The organism is Bacillus halotolerans (assembly GCF_004006435.1).
Taxonomy (GTDB): domain Bacteria; phylum Bacillota; class Bacilli; order Bacillales; family Bacillaceae; genus Bacillus; species Bacillus halotolerans.
Genome location: NZ_CP029364.1, coordinates 2,255,612 through 2,272,518 on the forward strand (window position 1 = coordinate 2,255,612; position 16,907 = coordinate 2,272,518).

Consider the following 16,907-nt stretch of genomic DNA (forward strand, 5'->3'; position numbering starts at 1 on the left):
GGAATTTGTAAAAACACGGAAATGCAAAAAAGCAAGCTCTTTCGTTATACGAAGAACTTGCTTGCAGCGTATCAATAAAACTGGTGTAACAGCAATAAGGTCAAGGACACTGTGATGGCTCCGCCGATTCTAGTGGACACCTGGGCAAAAGGCATCAGCTCAAGCCTTTCAGCGGCACTTAATATCGCGACGTCACCGGTGCCTCCTTGCCCTGAATGGCACGCATTAATAATGGCTGTTTCGATCGGATACATGTTCAGCCATTTTCCTGTGAAAAAGCCGACCGTCATCATTGTGACTACGACAGACAGGATCGTAATGATATTGCTGAGATTAAAGGCGGCAACAAGCTTGTCCCATGGCGTCATAGACACGCCGATTGCAAAGAGCAGCGGATAGGTGACTGCCGTTGAAAAGAAGCGGGACACGCCAAACGCGCCGTTTTCAATTGAGGCAGGGACCAGTCTGAACAGCTTGATCAAAACAGCTAACAGCAGCATGGCAACAGGGGCCGGAAAACCGAAAAAATCGTGGGCGAGCATACCGACCAAATACAAGGAAACGGCAAGGATTCCGCCGGACGCAAACAGAGAAAGGTTGAACATGTGCTGGCCGTTTTGCGATTCCTCCAGCGCATGTGAATCTTCTGAACGGTCAACTTTACCGTTGCCGGTCCATTCCGGTTTTTTTTTGCCGATTCTGTTGAGCAGGCCCGCTAAGATGATCGCACACAGGCTCCCGAGCATGATCGATGGAAGAACAAGTGCAAACGCTTCCCCTTGAGACATCGGCATGATATCGGAATAACCGATGGACAGAGGGATGGCGCCTTCTCCAACGCCGCCCGCCATTATAGGAATCACGACGTACAGAAGGGTGTGCTGAAATCCGAGGCCGAGCAATGTACCGACAGCCAGTCCCACAATAGCGGCCGCGACAGAACCGGCGATAAGCGGTATAAAAATTTTCATAAATGCTTTTACAAGTGTTTCTCTTTTCATGCCGAGGATGCTTCCGACAACAATTCCGGCAATAAACAAATAAAGAAAGTTTGAGTTTTCTGTAAATTCCGTGGTGGATTTGACAATATCATTTGGCAGCAGGTGATAGTAGACGACAGCAGATGGAATAAAAGTAGCAAGGATGGCCGGGCCGCCGATAGAGCGCACAATCGGTATCGATTTTCCGATTTGGGCAAAGGTAAATCCGAAAAACGCCATAACGGCAATGGATGTCAAGATGTCGCTTTTCACATCGTGATGCAATACAAAAATAGTAATTAATATAAACAGCAGGGCATATACAGGAAGCGGTATGATGCCTACTTTTATATTCATAGCTTTCGCAAACCAATTCTCTTTTCGAACCCCTTCGTGAATTGTATCCGTTTGCATTTGCAATTGAGTTTGAAGCTCTCCCATTGAAAAACCTCCCCTATTCTTGTTGCAGTGAAATTGTTCACTATGTTAAGTATACTAAAAATTGAAATTATTAATATATTAAAAATTTACTATTCAAACTGTTTCTTCTTTATGATTCAGATGAAAAGAGACGTTCTGACTAAATTCCGGATGTGCCGGAGTGCCGAGAAACGAGTGCTGATGCCGGTCAAGCATTTTATTCGCAAGGAGCGAGGCATTGATGTACGATAATAAAGGGTCATTTATCCTAGCGACTGTCATAAATCAGCAACAAAATAGACAATAATCCGTCACATAGCGCAGTACTTTTTGGGTATTTTGGGCTTTATTTTTGAAGCAGATCGTTGTAAAGTACTTAATATGAACCATTCAGGGATCGTGCCATTCGTCAGTCTGGCAATCTTGAATCATATTGGACGACTTTTTGACGTATTTGTGAAATGTTGAGCATTATTTTTTTCGTCTATTTTGTGAAATACTGATCAAAGTTTCGGTTCTGCTTGTGAAGTAGTGAACAATATAACATTCTCAACCGGAAATGGAGGATAAAGCATGAGTGAATTAGTATTAGCCCGCATTCAATTTGCATCAACAACGTTGTTTCATTTCTTGTTTGTGCCAATGTCTATCGGGCTTGTGTTTATGGTTGCATTGATGGAGACTCTTTATCTTGTGAAGAAAAATGAGCTGTACCTCAAAATGACGAAGTTTTGGGGACACTTATTCTTAATAAATTTCGCAGTCGGTGTTGTTACGGGGATTTTACAAGAATTCCAGTTTGGACTGAACTGGTCTGATTATTCCCGTTTTGTCGGAGATGTATTTGGCGCGCCGCTTGCGATTGAAGCATTATTGGCGTTTTTCATGGAATCTATTTTTATCGGATTATGGATTTTCGGGTGGGACCGCCTGCCTAAAAAAATTCATGCGCTCTGCATTTGGCTCGTGTCATTCGGAACGATTATGTCGTCTTTCTGGATCTTAACAGCGAACTCCTTTATGCAGGAGCCGGTCGGCTTTACGATCAAAAACGGCCGCGCGGAAATGAATGACTTTGGCGCGCTGATTACAAATCCGCAGCTTTGGGTTGAATTCCCGCACGTCATTTTCGGTGCGCTTGCCACCGGGGCTTTCTTTATCGCCGGTGTCAGTGCTTTTAAACTATTAAAGAAAAAAGAAGTGCCATTCTTTAAACAATCTTTCAAACTCGCAATGATTGTCGGGCTTTGTGCAGGCCTTGGCGTCGGCCTTAGCGGACACATGCAGGCTGAACACTTGATGGAGTCACAGCCAATGAAAATGGCTGCCAGTGAAGGGCTTTGGGAAGACAGCGGCGACCCTGCCGCTTGGACGGCCTTTGCCACAATTGATACGAAAAATGAAAAGAGCTCTAATGAAATCAAAGTTCCTTACGCATTGAGCTATCTGGCTTATCAAAAATTCAGCGGCAGTGTCAAAGGAATGAAAACACTTCAGGCAGAGTACGAAAAAGTGTACGGAAAAGGCGACTATATTCCGCCTGTCAAAACGACGTTCTGGAGTTTCCGCATTATGGTTGGAGCAGGTGTTGTCATGATTCTTGCTGCGTTAGGCGGCCTTTGGCTGAACCGCCGCAAAAAGCTGGAAAACAGCAAATGGTATTTGCGCATCATGATCGCATTGATTTCCTTCCCGTTTATTGCGAACTCCGCGGGCTGGATTATGACAGAAATCGGACGTCAGCCTTGGACGGTCATGGGTTTAATGACAACGGCTCAGTCCGTGTCGCCTAACGTAACGGCGGGCTCCCTGTTATTCTCAATCATCGCGTTCGGTGTGATGTATATGATTTTGGGCGCATTGCTCGTCTTCTTGTTCATCCGTGAAATTAAAAAAGGCGCGGAGCATGATGATCATCATGATGTTCCTGTATCAACAGATCCATTTAGTCAGGAGGTATACCATGGCATCTCTTCATGATCTTTGGTTTATACTCGTTGCTGTATTGTTTGTAGGTTTCTTCTTTTTGGAAGGCTTTGATTTTGGGGTCGGCATGGCGACCCGTTTTCTTGGCCATAATGAATTAGAGCGCAGAGTGCTGATCAACACGATCGGACCGTTCTGGGACGCGAATGAAGTATGGCTTTTGACTGGTGCGGGTGCTATCTTCGCGGCGTTTCCAAACTGGTATGCAACGATGCTGAGCGGTTATTACATTCCGTTTGTCATTGTGCTTCTTGCGTTAATGGGCCGCGGGGTCGCGTTTGAATTCCGCGGCAAGGTTGATCATTTGAAATGGGTAAAGGTTTGGGACTGGGTGGTTTTCTTCGGCAGTCTGATTCCTCCGTTTGTGCTCGGTGTGTTATTTACGACATTATTCCGCGGTATGCCGATTGATGCCGATATGAACATTCACGCGCACTTATCTGATTATATAAATGTATATTCTGTACTAGGCGGCGTGACCGTAACACTTCTTTGCTTCCAGCATGGATTAATGTTCATCACGCTGCGTACGATTGGTGATTTGCAGCAGCGCGCCAGACAAATGGCGCAAAAGATAATGGGTGTTGTTTTTGTGGCGGTGCTTGCTTTCGCGGCCCTTTCTGCTTATGAGACAGACATGTTTACACGCCGCGGCGAGATTACAATACCGCTTGTTGTTTTAACTGTCATCTGCTTTATGCTTGCAGCTTTATTCATCCGCAAGAAAAAAGACGGCTGGACATTTGCGATGACAGGCGCGGGGCTTGCTCTGACCGTAGGAATGATTTTCATTTCATTATTCCCTCGGGTGATGGTCAGCTCGATTCAAAGCGCGTTCGATTTAACAGTAGCTAACGCTTCTTCCGGTGATTATTCGCTAAAAGTCATGTCAATTGCAGCATTAACGCTATTGCCGTTTGTAATCGGCAGCCAGATCTGGAGCTATTATGTCTTCCGGAAGCGCGTCAGTCATAAGGAGCCTATGACTTATTAATGGGAAAAGACCTGTTTCGATATAAAGGAATGAAGCGGATTCTCACCGTGATTACTTGCTTAACGCTGATTCAGACAGCCGCTATTATCATGCAGGCAGAGTGGCTGAGTGAAGCTGTAACCGGGCTTTTCAACGGGAAGAGCATTGCCTCCCTGTTTCCGGTGATCGGCTTTTTCCTCATCGCTTTTGTCGCGCGGCACGGGGTGACAGTGGCGCGTCAGAAAATCGTCTATCATTATGCCGCCCGGACGGGAGCTGATTTGAGGAAAAGCTTTCTCGATCAGCTGTTCCGCTTAGGCCCCCGCTTTGCAAAGAAAGAGGGGACAGGGCAAATGGTGACGCTGGCGATGGAAGGCATCAGCCAATTCCGCCGCTATCTAGAGCTGTTTTTGCCGAAAATGGTCAGCATGGCGATTGTGCCGGCTGCGGTTGTCATCTACGTGTTTTTTCAGGATCGGACTTCTGCGATTATTTTAGTCGCGGCCCTGCCGATTCTGATTATTTTTATGATTCTTCTTGGCCTTGTCGCACAGCGAAAAGCGGATCGCCAGTGGAAATCATACCAGACATTGTCCAACCATTTCGTTGATTCTCTTCGCGGATTGGAGACTTTGCGTTTTTTAGGATTGAGCAAATCGCATAGCAAAAACATTTTCCATGTCAGTGAGCGGTATCGCAAAGCGACAATGAGCACACTGCGAGTGGCGTTTTTATCTTCATTTGCTCTCGATTTTTTCACGATGCTGTCGGTGGCGACAGTTGCTGTGTTTTTAGGCTTGCGTTTGATTGACGGCGATATTTTGCTTGGCCCCGCTTTAACAGCGCTTATTCTGGCACCTGAATATTTTCTGCCGGTGCGGGAAGTGGGAAATGATTATCATGCGACACTTAATGGTCAGGAAGCGGGCAAGACGATTCAAGACATATTATCTCAGCCGGGATTCAAAGAAGAGGCCCCGCTTCAGCTTGAAACATGGTCCGATGAGGATGAACTGAAGCTGTCAGGTGTCTCAGCCGGCCGAGCGATGTCTGATATTACTCTTTCATTTAAAGGGAAGAAAAAAATCGGCATCATTGGAGCAAGCGGTGCCGGAAAATCAACTTTAATCGATATTCTCGGAGGATTTTTGGAGCCGGATGACGGTGTTATCAGTGTGAACAATTCAAGCCGTTCGCATCTGCAGGACGGGAACTGGCAGAAAAACCTGCTCTATATTCCGCAGCATCCTTATATTTTTGATGATACGCTGGCGAACAATATCCGGTTTTATCACCCAAGCGCTTCTGCTGAAGATACAGCCCGCGCTGCTTCCTCAGCGGGATTGACGGAGTTTGTAAACACCCTTCTTGAAGGATTAGAGGGACGGATCGGAGAAGGCGGCCGGGCGCTCAGCGGCGGTCAGGCTCAGCGTGTCGCGCTTGCCCGCGCTTTTTTGGGTAACCGCCCGATTCTGCTGCTGGATGAGCCGACCGCCCATCTGGATATCGAAACAGAATATGAAATAAAAGAAACGATGCTGGATTTATTTGATGACAAGCTCGTCTTTCTCGCGACACACCGCCTCCATTGGATGCTCGATATGGATGAAATTATCGTGCTGGACGGAGGCAGGGTAGCAGAAATCGGGACTCACGATGAATTGCTGTCGAAAAACGGTGTGTACACCAAACTCGTGAAGGCACAACTGGGGGAAAGAGCATGAAGAAAGAAGAATGGATTCTGCCGTATATCAAGCAAAATGCCCGTCTGTTTGTTCTTGTTGTCTTTTTGGGTGCGGTAACGATTTTTTCCGCTGCTTTTCTCATGTTTACTTCTGGGTTTTTAATTTCAAAGGCGGCGACAAGGCCGGAGAACATCCTGCTCATTTATGTGCCGATTGTCGCCGTTCGAACCTTTGGGATCGCCCGGTCTGTGTCACGCTATGTGGAGCGCCTGATCGGGCATCATATCATTTTGAAAATCGTGTCCGACATGCGCGTCCGCCTTTACAACATGCTTGAGCCTGGCGCTTTGATGCTGCGGTCCCGTTTTCGCACGGGAGATATGCTCGGCATTTTGTCTGAGGATATTGAGCATTTGCAGGATGCCTTCTTAAAAACCATTTTCCCTGCCATCTCAGCCTTGCTTTTGTATGCTGTTTCAGTGATTGCGCTTGGCTTTTTCTCTTGGCCGTTTGCCATTTTGCTGGCGCTTTATTTGTTTGTTCTGGTTGTGCTGTTTCCGGTCGTGTCTTTGCTTGTGACGCGGGCGAAGAATGCCAAGCTGAAAAGCGGGCGAAATGTGCTGTACAGCCGTCTCACAGATGCCGTGATGGGGGTCAGCGACTGGATGTTCAGCGGACGCCGGCATGCTTTTATTGATTCCTATGAAAGAGAAGAAAACGCTTGGTTTGAGCTGGAACGCAAAAAACATCGTTTTACAAGATGGCGGGATTTCGCCGCGCAATGCCTTGTCGCCGGCCTCATTTTGCTGATGCTGTTTTGGACGGCGGGGCAGCATGCAAATGGCGAACTCGCCAAAACGATGATTGCTGCCTTTGTGCTGGTTGTGTTCCCGCTGACAGAAGCTTTTCTGCCGCTTTCTGATGCGTTGGGCGAAGTGCCGGGTTATCAGGATTCTATCAGAAGAATGAACAAGGTGGCTCCTCAGCCTGAAGCTTCACAAACAGAGTCTGCGGCTGACAGGCTTGATCTCAAAGACGTCACTTTGGCGTTTCGCGATGTGACGTTTTCTTATGACAACAGCAGCCAAGTACTGAACCATTTTTCCTTTACGCTGCACCAAGGAGAAAAAATGGCGCTGCTCGGCCGGAGCGGCTCGGGAAAATCAACATCACTCGCATTAATTGAGGGCGCATTGAAACCTGACTCAGGCTCGGTAACGTTAAACGGAGTGGAAACAGCGCTTGTAAAGGAGCAGATTGCTGATGCGGTGGCTGTGTTAAATCAAAAGCCTCACTTGTTTGACACAAGCATTTTGAATAACATCAGGCTCGGAAACGGAAAGGCGAGCGACGAGGATGTGCACCGCGCCGCAAAGCAGGTGAAGCTGCATGATTACATTGAGTCGCTGCCTGACGGATATCATACTTCAGTTCAGGAAACCGGAATCCGATTTTCAGGAGGAGAGCGGCAGCGGATCGCGCTCGCCCGGATTTTGCTGCAGGATACGCCGATCATTATACTTGATGAGCCTACAGTAGGCTTGGACCCTATCACGGAACGCGAACTGATGGAAACCGTGTTTGAGGTGCTGAAAGGTAAAACGATTCTTTGGATTACGCATCACTTGGCGGGAGTGGAAGCAGCCGATAAAATCGTCTTTCTTGAAAATGGAAAAACAGAAATGGAAGGAACACACGAGGAACTGCTGGCGACGAACGAACGGTATCGCCGTCTTTATCACCTCGACGTTCCTGTAAAATAAAAGACAGCCTCTGGGGCTGTCTTTTTTGTTTGAAAAGGAAGTAGTGCAGGAAAAATAAGAAGAGATAATAAGAGGAGGTATGGATATGAATGTTCCGATTTGGACGGAAGAGCATGTAAGGGCTGCGCTCCCTGAAAGAGATGCAGCGAGCCATAAAGGTACGTACGGTACGGCTTTGCTGCTGGCGGGAAGCGACGACATGCCGGGCGCTGCGATTTTAGCCGGGCTTGGTGCCATGCGGAGCGGTCTCGGCAAGCTTGTCATCGGCACGTCTGAAAGCGTGATCCCGCTGATCGTTCCGGTTCTGCCGGAGGCCACGTATTGGCGTGACGGCTGGGAAAAAGCGGCGGGCTCTGGCCTTGAAGAGACGTACCGGGCAATTGCGATCGGTTCGGGGCTTCCGCAAACAGAGAGGGTGCAGCAGGCCGTTGATCATGTCCTTGAGAAGGATTGCCCCGTTATTTTGGATGCCGGGGCGCTGACAAAGCGCACGTATCCGAAACGGAAGGCGCCCGTCATCCTTACGCCGCATCCAGGTGAGTTTTCCCGAATGACAGGGGTTCCGGTGAAAGACTTACAAAATAAAAGAGCAGAATATGCCAAGGAGTGGGCGGTTCAGCTGCAAACGGTGATCGTGTTAAAAGGAAATCAAACCATCATCGCGTTTCCCGATGGCGACTGCTGGAGCAATTCGACCGGAAACGGGGCACTCGCCAAAGGCGGAACCGGCGACACACTGACGGGAATGATATTGGGCATGCTTTGCTGCCACAAAGACCCGAAACATGCCGTATTAAATGCCGTATACTTGCACGGTGCATGCGCCGAGCTTTGGACTGACGAACACTCTGCCCATACGCTGCTCGCCCACGAGCTCTCTGACATGTTGCCTCGTGTGTGGAAACGATTTGAATGAAAAAAGCTGTCTTCATAGGGAAGACAGCTTTTCTTGATAAGCCGCTCGTTTTTTCAGGCGCGGTTTCATGAGTACATAATATAGAACAGAAGGCACGGCTAAGCCGATAATCCATGCAATATCCCCGCCGCCAAACATTTTTGCCAATGGCCCGATGTAAAAGGATGTATTGATAAACGGAATTTCTAACAAGATGGATAGAATGAAAGCAATCGTTGTGATCCAATTGACTCTTCCATATGGCCCGTTGACATCAAACATCGCTTTGACCTCATAGTTCCCGTGGCGGACGAAGTAGTAATCCACTAAATTGATCGCCGTCCATGGAATTAAGAAATAACTGATAAAAAAGATAAAATTCAAAAACAGCTCCATAAAATTGCTTTGCCCGAGAAGGCTTAGGACTGTTCCGACGATTGTGACGCCAAGGATCATGATGATTCTGATTTTCGGTGTGACTTTTAATTTTAGAAACGGCTCAAGCGTAGTCGTCGTGGACATAAAAGCTCCATACAAGTTAAAGACATTAATCGCCATCTGGCCAAATAAAACAATGATCAGCATAATGAACGAGAAGGGGCCGAACAATTGCACAATCTGGGTCCCTGAGTTTGTCGTAAAATCAGGAAGTGCTGTGGTCAGCAGCGCGCCGAGCAGCATCATCCAGATGGAGCTGACAGATGTTCCTGCGTAGCTGTACCAAAACGTTTTGGACGCCGGTGTTTTAATGGGCAGATATCTAGAATAATCGGCGACATAAGGCGCATAGGCAAGCTGCCAAGTCGCTACTGCGCTGACTGCCACCAAGAAAACGGGCAAGTCGACCGTTCCGGGCACCCAGCTGCCTGCCGGAATCGGTAATTGGAAAATGAGTATCGTTGCAGCAAAAAATACGGCAAAAGAAGTCCAAGAAAGGATTTTTTGCATTTTATGAATCAAATCATGACCGAAAATGGTGAGTAAAAAACATGCGGCGCTTAAGCCTATAATGCTCCATGATCCCGGGATGGGAACAAAGCTGCTTAAGGTCCCGGCCGCCAGAATTGTACTGCTTGCGAAGAAACCAAGGTAGATAAACATGACTAAGAAGAGGGGAAGAATCGCTCCGATTACGCCGAATTGGGCACGGCTTTGAATCATTTGCGGGATGCCGAGCTGGGGTCCTTGCGCGGAATGAGAAGCCATAAATATGGCACCGATTAAGGTTCCGCAAATAATAGCGGCAACACTCCAAAACAGATTAAGTCCCATTGCAACGGGAAGAGTACCGGTCACTAACGTGGTGATATGCATATTGGCCCCGAACCATACGGGAAATAAATCTTTTGCTTTACCATGTCTTTCTTCATTCGGAATATATTCAATCGTTCGCCTTTCTACTTTCAATGCATCGTCCTCCATATATAATGAAATTTTGAAATAGACATAAAAACATAGCTTAACAGACTGTACTTCGCTTTACAAATTTAGATGTTCACGAAAACTGATGAGAGGCCAGTGAAGTCAATAGATCAAAAGAATTATAAAAAAAGTTGAACGCTCTGGAATCCGGTGTCGTCTCATAAGGCAAGATAACAAAAAAAGGGGGGATCGCGGCCGTTGGATACAAATGAAGAACAGCAATTGATTCAGCAGGCGAAAGAGGGAAGCGACGAGGCGTTTACAGCCCTTTTTCAGCATTATTATTCTTTTCTATATAAATACTTGTTAAAGCTTTCCCTTCACCCTGACGTCAGCGAGGATCTAGTTCAGGAAACCTTTCTGAAAGGATACGTCCATCTGGGGAGTTTTCAAGGCCGATCCAAATTCTCCACTTGGCTGATCTCTATCGCGTCAAGACTCTACCTTGATCACCAGAAAAAGAGAAAGAGAGAATGGAAACGAAATCAGGCTGTTACAGAGGAAACGATACGCAAGATCAAGTGGGACGTGTCAACGAAAGGCTCTGAGTGGAGCGAGACGCTTGATCTCTTTTCTCAGCTTGACCCGAAGCTGCGCACGCCCGTTTTATTAAGGCACTATTACGGCTATACCTATGCTGATATCGGAATGATGCTGCATATCAAAGAAGGCACGGTAAAGTCCAGAGTCCATAAAGGGCTCCAGCAAATCAGAAAGGAGTGGACTGATGAATAAAGAAAAGCAATCTGTTCATTTAAAATCGGAATTGCAGAAAATTGACCAATGCGCCAACCCGAATATACCGAGTCAAAAAGAATTGCTTGATCAGCTGTCACAAATGAAAGCCGAACGAAGAAAAAGCGTGCTGAAAGAAGTTATCTTATTTGTGTTCTGTGCACTGATGGTGGTAAGCGCGGCGACTCTGGCATTTACTCAAGTTCCCGCTGCTTTTGTCGTGCTTCAGGTCTGTGCGCTGGCTGTCCTGCCGATTTTGATTGCAGCTGAGAAAAAACGATACCTTGGCGAACGTGAGGTGAAACACTGATGTCCCAAACAGATTTGACGATTTTTGTGTTTGCTTATCTGATTGTATTGGCACAGGGAATCTTTTTATTCATTGATGCGAAAAAACGGGATCGTCTGGCATGGGTGTGGGGAATTGTCGGACTGATTCAAGCGCCGATGCCTCTGATTTGCTATTACTTTTTTGTGATAAGGCCTGACCGAAAAAATAGGAGGATCAGCTAATGAATATTTCTTGGGAAATGATTGTACCGCTGATTGTGTTACAGGCCGTGCTGGCAGTGTTTGCCCTGATCAGCTGTGTGAAAGAAGAGCGGACAAACGGGCCGAAATGGATGTGGGCAGCAGTAATTATATGCATCAATATTATTGGGCCGATTTTATTTTTTACCGTCGGCAGAAAGCAAAGGTGAGCGAGCATGCTATCTATTGAGTCATTATGCAAATCATACCGGCATCATCAAGCTGTACGGAATGTCAGCTTTCAAGTCATGGAGAACGAGTGTGTCGCTCTATTAGGACCGAATGGGGCTGGTAAAACCACAACGCTTCAAATGCTGTCCGGACTGCTGTCACCCACCTCCGGGACGGTCAAGCTGTACGGGGAGCAAAAAGCAGATCGCAGTATGATCGGCTACCTTCCGCAGTACCCGGCTTTTTATTCATGGATGACGGCAAATGAATTTTTAACCTTTGCCGGGAGACTGTCTGGCCTTTCAAAGAAAAAATGCCAAGAGAAAATAGGCGAAATGCTGGAGTTTGTCGGTTTGCAGGACGCGGCAAACAAAAGAATCGGCGGTTATTCTGGCGGCATGAAACAAAGGCTCGGTCTGGCTCAGGCTCTGCTTCATAAACCGAAGCTTTTGATTTTGGATGAACCGGTTTCTGCCCTGGATCCTTCAGGGCGTATCGAGGTGCTGGATATGATGCGGGAGCTGAAAAAACATATGGCTGTTTTGTTTTCTACTCACGTTTTGCACGATGCGGAGCAGGTGTGTGATCAAGTCGTGATCATGAAAAGCGGCGAGATTTCATGGAAAGGCGCTTTACAGCAGCTCAAAGAACAGCATCAAACGAATGTTTTCACTCTTACTGTGAAAGAGAAACTGAAAGGCTGGCTTGAAGAGAAGCCTTATATATCCGATGTTGTCTATATGAATCCGTCCCAAGCTGTTTTTGAGCTAAGCGATACAGGCTCTGGCAGGATATTGCTGAGTGATTGTATCCAAATGGGATTGACAGTCACCCGTTTTGAACAGAAAACAGAGTCTCTCGAAGACGTCTATCTTAAGGTGGTGCACGCATGAATGTCATGATGACGCTATTACAAAAGGAATGGCTGGAAGGCTGGAGAAGCGGAAAGCTGATCTGGCTGCCCATTGCGATGATGATCGTGGGGCTGACACAGCCGCTGACCATTTATTATATGCCGGAAATCATTGCGCATGGGGGGAACCTTCCAGACGGTATGAAAATCAGTTTTACCATGCCTTCCGGATCTGAGGTGATGGTGAGCACGCTTTCCCAATTTAACACGCTTGGCATGGCGCTGATCATCTTCAGTGTCATGGGCAGTGTGGCGAATGAAAGAAATCAAGGTGTAACGGCTCTGATTATGTCGCGGCCTGTGACTGCAGCCCAGTATATATTGAACAAATGGATCACCCAAAGCATGATCGGGATCGCGTCGTTTGCAGCTGGGTACGGACTTGCTTATTATTACGTTCGGATATTGTTTGAGCACGCATCGTTCAGCCGCTTTGCAGCAAGCCTCGGGCTCTACTCTCTTTGGATGATGTTTATTGTTACTGCAGGGCTTGCCGGAAGCACGATGTTTCGGTCTCTCGGAGCAGCCGCGGCAGCCGGAATTGGGCTGACGGCTGCCGTTTCCTTTGCTGTCTCGCTTTTTCCTGATGGTGCGAAATGGCTGCCGGCTGAGCTTTGCAAGCAGGCGGAGCATATTCTTCTTCATGGAGAGCGGGCGGACTTTTTCGGATGGTCGCTCACATTCTCCATTCTGTGCATCATGCTTCTGGCCGTTTTTTCTGTGTGGCGCTTCCGCCGGTATGAAAGCTATTAACTGATCAGTTTTCGCTTTGTGGCCAGCATCATCATCAAAGCGGCCAATGCCATCAATCCGGCTCCATAAAATACCTCGGCCAAACCGAAAATCTGTGCGATTTTTCCGGCGAGAAGGGGGCCGGTAAAGATGCCCAGCGCATAAAACGATTGATAAAATCCCATGGCTGACATTTTTAAACGCGCTGAGCTGATATCGACGACCCGGCTTAACAATAGGGGAAACACAAAGCCAAGCGCCAGACCGATGAAAGCATGGGTCATGCAAACTGTGAGCAATGAAGCTGAAAAAGGAACGAACATCAAACAGACTCCAATGACAGCAAAACAGATCAGCATGGTGCCATAGGCGATTCTTCCGGTAAAACGCAAAAACAAAAAGCTCAGGGTAGCCGCTGCATGAGGGAGAAAAAAGGCGGTCATCACCCAAAGCAGTTCGATGTCTCCCATTCCGAGCTGGTTCGTGTAAAGCGGCGTAAAACCAAACACCGTCATAAATAGCACGGCATGTGCAGTCATAGATAGAATCGTGAAAATCTTCAGCTTCGGCAGCCGCAATGTGTCTTTGATGTGTTGCGTTATACGGAGAGACTTACGTTGCCCAGAAGAAACGGACGGATCTTTAATAAAGCAGCATATCACAAGGCCGATGCACGAGGCAGCCAGTGCCATCCAAAACGGAACCTGCCTGCCTAAATGCGCTGCTGCAAGCCCGCAGAACACAATGCTGACAAACTGAGGCATGACGGTAAAAAACTGCATGATGCCCATTGCTTTTGAGGCACTGCCATCTTTGAAATAATGAGCGTATAGAATCGTCGCCATCACCCACATGGATGCTGTAATCCCCGCGAGAAGCCGGGCGGTCAGGACGAAGAAAAAAGAATCAAACGCAAGAAAAAGCACGCTACTGAGAATGGAACATCCAAAGCCGGCGATTAACAATGGCTTACGCAGAGAAAAAAGAATTTCTGACAGAACCCCAAGCGGGAACCGCAGCAGGATTTGGGTCACCCCGTAGCTTCCGAGAATCATGCCGATCGCTCCGTATGAAAAGTGCAGATCCTCCAAATACAGGCTGAAAACAGGAACGTAAATATAGCCCGAAAACCAAAAACAAAATACCATGCATAAGAAAACGGCGTGATCTAAAGTGCCGATTGTTTTTTGCTGAGGAATCAGCGGCTGCTGAATTTCCATGCTCTCACCACCTCTTTCCTTCCAGTACAACACAATTTGTGGAAACGTTTCAATAGAGAAATGAAAAAACAGGACTTCAAAAAGTCCTGTTCTTGGTGTTAATACGGATCAGACGGATGGCTTTCCTGTTCAGCCTGCTCGGCGGCTTGAGCCGTTTCTGTCGTGCCGATCGGTCCGTTGCTGTTATTTTCTGAAGCCTTTTTCAGCCCTTCCGCCACGCGTTTTCCGTAGTCCGGATCGGCTTTTGTGAAATTCTCAATCATTTGCTCCTGAATTTCTTTTCTGCAGGTTGAAAGCGTATTGACCAGATTTGTGATGAGTTCAGTACGCTCAAACTCAGTAAATCTCCGGTACGTTTCACCGGCTTGTCCGAAATTGTTCGTTCTGTCAATCGCTTCCCGCTTCAGGTTACCTTCGACATGCGGGGTGTGGTCTTTACCATCTTGCTTCGCTTCCTTCAGCCCGCCCATAATCGACGGTTCATAGTTGACATGCGGATTTTGACCTTCGCCGATATCCACGCGGTACTGCATTTGACCCCCTTGCTGGTTGGTCGCGACGTGTTTTTTCGGTGAGTTGATTGGCAGCTGCAGGTAGTTTGCGCCAACTCTGTACCGCTGCGTATCGGAATAGGCAAACGTCCGTCCTTGAAGCAATTTGTCATCAGAAAAATCAAGTCCGTCGACAAGGACCCCTGTGCCGAATGAAGCCTGTTCTACTTCAGAATGGTAATTCTCAGGGTTTTTGTTTAACACTAATTTGCCGATCGGCTTCCACGGAAAGTCCTCTTTATACCACAGCTTAGTCGGATCAAGCGGATCAAAGTCGAGATCCGGATGCTCGTCATCACTCATGATTTGGGCATACACCTCCCACTCCGGATAATCGCCGTTTTCAATCGCTTCATACAAATCCTGTGTCGCGTGGTTGAAGTTTTTCCCCTGAATCTTTTCTGCTTCCTTCTGTGTCAGGTTGCGGACGCCCTGTTTCGGTTCAAAATGGTATTTTACAAGAACGGCCTTGCCTTCCTCATTCACCCATTTGTAGGCATGAACGCCTGAACCCTGCATCTGCCGGTAGTTGGCAGGAATGCCCCAAGGCGAAAACAAGAATGTGATCATATGTGTCGCTTCAGGAGATTGAGAAATGAAGTCGAAAATACGTTCACCATCTTGGATATTGGTCACCGGATCAGGCTGAAACGCGTGTACAAGATCCGGGAATTTCAGCGGATCGCGAATAAAAAAGATTTTCAGGTTGTTCCCGACCAAATCCCAGTTTCCGTCTTCAGTATAAAGCTTAACGGCAAAACCGCGCGGGTCCCGTAATGTTTCAGGTGAATGTTTTCCGTGATTCACCGTGGAAAAACGGACAAATGCCGGCGTTTTCTTGCCTTTTTCCTGGAAAAGCTTCGCTCGTGTGTACTTTGAAATCGGCTCGTCTCCAAAACTGCCATAGGCTTCGAAATATCCGTGTGCGCCTGCACCCCTGGCATGCACAACACGTTCGGGAATGCGTTCCCTGTCAAAGTGGCTGATTTTTTCGAGAAAATCGTAATTTTCCAGCGTTGTCGGCCCTCTGTTCCCGACCGTCCTCACATTCTGGTTGTCGGTGACAGGATGCCCCTGTCTGTTCGTCAAGGTATCCTCTGACTCGTTTTTCCCGGATGTCTTATGAGAAAGCGCATCCTCACTGCCTTCGACATTTGTGCCGTGATACTCTTTTTGATGATCATCTTTCATTGGTTGAGCCTCCTTTTTGAACGGTAACAATATTCCCTTAATGGAAGAATTTTAAAACTGAAGTTTTTTTTTAGCTGCTTCGGGAATGGTACAATTACCAAAACGAAAAAAGGAGAGTACGACATTCGTGACCAGAAAAAGAAATCCGCTGCCCATCACGTTTTATCAAAAAACGGCCCTAGAACTGGCTCCTTCTCTTCTCGGCTGTCTTTTGGTAAAGGAAACGGATGAAGGGACAGCTTCAGGTTTTATTGTGGAAACAGAGGCCTATATGGGAGCCGGGGACAGAGCAGCCCACAGCTTTAACAACCGCCGGACGAAGCGGACTGAGATTATGTTTGGTGAAGCTGGCCGTGTGTATACGTATGTGATGCACACCCATACATTGCTGAACGTCGTTGCCGCAGAAGAGGATGTTCCGCAAGCGGTATTGATCAGGGCGATTGAGCCTCATGAAGGCCAGCTGTTAATGGAGGAAAGAAGGCCGGGCCGGCGTCCGAGAGAATGGACAAATGGTCCCGGAAAGTTAACGAAAGCGCTTGGCGTCACGATGAATGACTACGGACGCTGGATCACGGAACAGCCGCTTTACATTGAAAGCGGGTACACACCGGAAGACATGTCAACCGGCCCGCGCATCGGCATCGACAACAGCGGAGAGGCGCGCGATTATCCGTGGCGTTTCTGGGTGACGGGAAACAGGTACGTGTCGCGTTAGCATGTTTAAACAAAGGGGAAT

General features: G+C 47.5%; 16 protein-coding genes. 12 read left to right on the top strand and 4 right to left on the bottom strand.

Translation table 11 applies throughout. From position 1 onward, the window contains the following. Positions 1-71 precede the first annotated feature (71 nt). A complete protein-coding gene (gene cimH / locus DIC78_RS11525; RefSeq protein ID WP_127696334.1) occupies positions 72-1,421 on the bottom strand; it encodes a citrate/malate transporter CimH in 1,350 nt (449 codons plus the stop codon). Between the two features lie 552 nt (positions 1,422-1,973). On the opposite strand from cimH, the gene cydA reads away from it, so the two are divergent. The 5 genes from cydA to DIC78_RS11550 all read left to right on the top strand — a co-directional run bounded on the left by cydA (position 1,974) and on the right by DIC78_RS11550 (position 8,723). After that, positions 1,974-3,380, top strand: a complete 1,407-nt coding sequence (gene cydA / locus DIC78_RS11530) for a cytochrome ubiquinol oxidase subunit I (protein ID WP_127696335.1) — start codon at positions 1,974-1,976, stop codon at positions 3,378-3,380. Beyond that, on the top strand, positions 3,364-4,380 hold the full coding sequence (gene cydB, locus DIC78_RS11535; protein ID WP_095712697.1) for a cytochrome d ubiquinol oxidase subunit II: 1,017 nt from the start codon (positions 3,364-3,366) through the stop codon (positions 4,378-4,380). Before cydA ends, cydB begins: the two co-directional genes overlap by 17 nt. Then, complete coding sequence (gene cydD, locus DIC78_RS11540; RefSeq protein ID WP_127696336.1) at positions 4,380-6,083, top strand: thiol reductant ABC exporter subunit CydD; 1,704 nt, start codon at positions 4,380-4,382, stop codon at positions 6,081-6,083. Before cydB ends, cydD begins: the two co-directional genes overlap by 1 nt. Continuing rightward, positions 6,080-7,807 (top strand): thiol reductant ABC exporter subunit CydC, encoded by a 1,728-nt coding sequence (cydC, locus tag DIC78_RS11545; RefSeq protein ID WP_106021895.1) that lies wholly within the window; start codon positions 6,080-6,082, stop codon positions 7,805-7,807. The genes cydD and cydC overlap by 4 nt, the downstream gene beginning before the upstream one ends. 85 nt (positions 7,808-7,892) lie before the next feature. Beyond that, complete coding sequence (locus tag DIC78_RS11550; protein ID WP_127696337.1) at positions 7,893-8,723, top strand: NAD(P)H-hydrate dehydratase; 831 nt, start codon at positions 7,893-7,895, stop codon at positions 8,721-8,723. Between the two features lie 12 nt (positions 8,724-8,735). On the opposite strand, the gene DIC78_RS11555 is transcribed toward DIC78_RS11550, so the two are convergent. Beyond that, the gene (locus DIC78_RS11555; RefSeq protein ID WP_127696338.1) at positions 8,736-10,109 is read right to left on the bottom strand and encodes a purine-cytosine permease family protein; all 1,374 of its coding nucleotides are present in this window, start codon (positions 10,107-10,109) and stop codon (positions 8,736-8,738) included. A gap of 213 nt (positions 10,110-10,322) precedes the next feature. Between DIC78_RS11555 and sigY the strand changes: the two genes are divergently transcribed. Genes sigY through DIC78_RS11585 form a run of 6 tightly spaced genes read left to right on the top strand, consistent with a single transcriptional unit; the run spans position 10,323 to position 13,227 of the window. Next, the gene (gene sigY, locus DIC78_RS11560) at positions 10,323-10,859 is read left to right on the top strand and encodes an RNA polymerase sigma factor SigY (protein WP_095712702.1); all 537 of its coding nucleotides are present in this window, start codon (positions 10,323-10,325) and stop codon (positions 10,857-10,859) included. After that, positions 10,852-11,169, top strand: coding sequence for a YxlC family protein (locus DIC78_RS11565; RefSeq protein ID WP_127696339.1), 318 nt, complete (start codon positions 10,852-10,854; stop codon positions 11,167-11,169). The genes sigY and DIC78_RS11565 overlap by 8 nt, the downstream gene beginning before the upstream one ends. Further along, a complete protein-coding gene (yxlD, locus tag DIC78_RS11570; RefSeq protein WP_059292240.1) occupies positions 11,169-11,372 on the top strand; it encodes a sigma Y negative regulator YxlD in 204 nt (67 codons plus the stop codon). Before DIC78_RS11565 ends, yxlD begins: the two co-directional genes overlap by 1 nt. Continuing rightward, entirely contained in the window at positions 11,372-11,560 is a 189-nt protein-coding gene (yxlE, locus tag DIC78_RS11575) for a sigma Y negative regulator YxlE (RefSeq protein ID WP_024123344.1), read from the top strand. The genes yxlD and yxlE overlap by 1 nt, the downstream gene beginning before the upstream one ends. Positions 11,561-11,566: 6 nt before the next feature. Beyond that, positions 11,567-12,454 (top strand): ABC transporter ATP-binding protein, encoded by an 888-nt coding sequence (locus tag DIC78_RS11580; protein ID WP_105990997.1) that lies wholly within the window; start codon positions 11,567-11,569, stop codon positions 12,452-12,454. Then, the gene (locus DIC78_RS11585) at positions 12,451-13,227 is read left to right on the top strand and encodes an ABC transporter permease (protein ID WP_024123342.1); all 777 of its coding nucleotides are present in this window, start codon (positions 12,451-12,453) and stop codon (positions 13,225-13,227) included. Before DIC78_RS11580 ends, DIC78_RS11585 begins: the two co-directional genes overlap by 4 nt. Here the strand turns inward: DIC78_RS11585 and DIC78_RS11590 are convergent. Together DIC78_RS11590 and katX are read right to left on the bottom strand one after the other, a co-directional pair. After that, positions 13,224-14,426 (bottom strand): MFS transporter, encoded by a 1,203-nt coding sequence (locus tag DIC78_RS11590; protein ID WP_101864291.1) that lies wholly within the window; start codon positions 14,424-14,426, stop codon positions 13,224-13,226. The genes DIC78_RS11585 and DIC78_RS11590 overlap by 4 nt on opposite strands. 98 nt (positions 14,427-14,524) lie before the next feature. Continuing rightward, the gene (gene katX / locus DIC78_RS11595) at positions 14,525-16,168 is read right to left on the bottom strand and encodes a catalase KatX (protein ID WP_127696340.1); all 1,644 of its coding nucleotides are present in this window, start codon (positions 16,166-16,168) and stop codon (positions 14,525-14,527) included. A gap of 127 nt (positions 16,169-16,295) precedes the next feature. Between katX and DIC78_RS11600 the strand changes: the two genes are divergently transcribed. Continuing rightward, positions 16,296-16,886 carry a DNA-3-methyladenine glycosylase gene (locus DIC78_RS11600; RefSeq protein ID WP_101859756.1) on the top strand — a complete coding sequence of 197 codons (591 nt, stop codon included), beginning with the start codon at positions 16,296-16,298 and terminating at the stop codon, positions 16,884-16,886. Positions 16,887-16,907: the final 21 nt, after the last annotated feature.

Coding starts and splice junctions, on each gene's coding strand:
- DIC78_RS11550 (WP_127696337.1), top strand. CDS start 7,893: ATGAATGTTCCGATTTGGACGGAAGAGCATGTAAGGGCTGCGCTCCCT.
- cydB (WP_095712697.1), top strand. CDS start 3,364: ATGGCATCTCTTCATGATCTTTGGTTTATACTCGTTGCTGTATTGTTT.
- cydC (WP_106021895.1), top strand. CDS start 6,080: ATGAAGAAAGAAGAATGGATTCTGCCGTATATCAAGCAAAATGCCCGT.
- DIC78_RS11590 (WP_101864291.1), bottom strand. CDS start 14,426: ATGGAAATTCAGCAGCCGCTGATTCCTCAGCAAAAAACAATCGGCACT.
- katX (WP_127696340.1), bottom strand. CDS start 16,168: ATGAAAGATGATCATCAAAAAGAGTATCACGGCACAAATGTCGAAGGC.
- cimH (WP_127696334.1), bottom strand. CDS start 1,421: ATGGGAGAGCTTCAAACTCAATTGCAAATGCAAACGGATACAATTCAC.
- DIC78_RS11580 (WP_105990997.1), top strand. CDS start 11,567: ATGCTATCTATTGAGTCATTATGCAAATCATACCGGCATCATCAAGCT.
- DIC78_RS11585 (WP_024123342.1), top strand. CDS start 12,451: ATGAATGTCATGATGACGCTATTACAAAAGGAATGGCTGGAAGGCTGG.
- DIC78_RS11565 (WP_127696339.1), top strand. CDS start 10,852: ATGAATAAAGAAAAGCAATCTGTTCATTTAAAATCGGAATTGCAGAAA.
- cydA (WP_127696335.1), top strand. CDS start 1,974: ATGAGTGAATTAGTATTAGCCCGCATTCAATTTGCATCAACAACGTTG.
- cydD (WP_127696336.1), top strand. CDS start 4,380: ATGGGAAAAGACCTGTTTCGATATAAAGGAATGAAGCGGATTCTCACC.
- yxlE (WP_024123344.1), top strand. CDS start 11,372: ATGAATATTTCTTGGGAAATGATTGTACCGCTGATTGTGTTACAGGCC.
- yxlD (WP_059292240.1), top strand. CDS start 11,169: ATGTCCCAAACAGATTTGACGATTTTTGTGTTTGCTTATCTGATTGTA.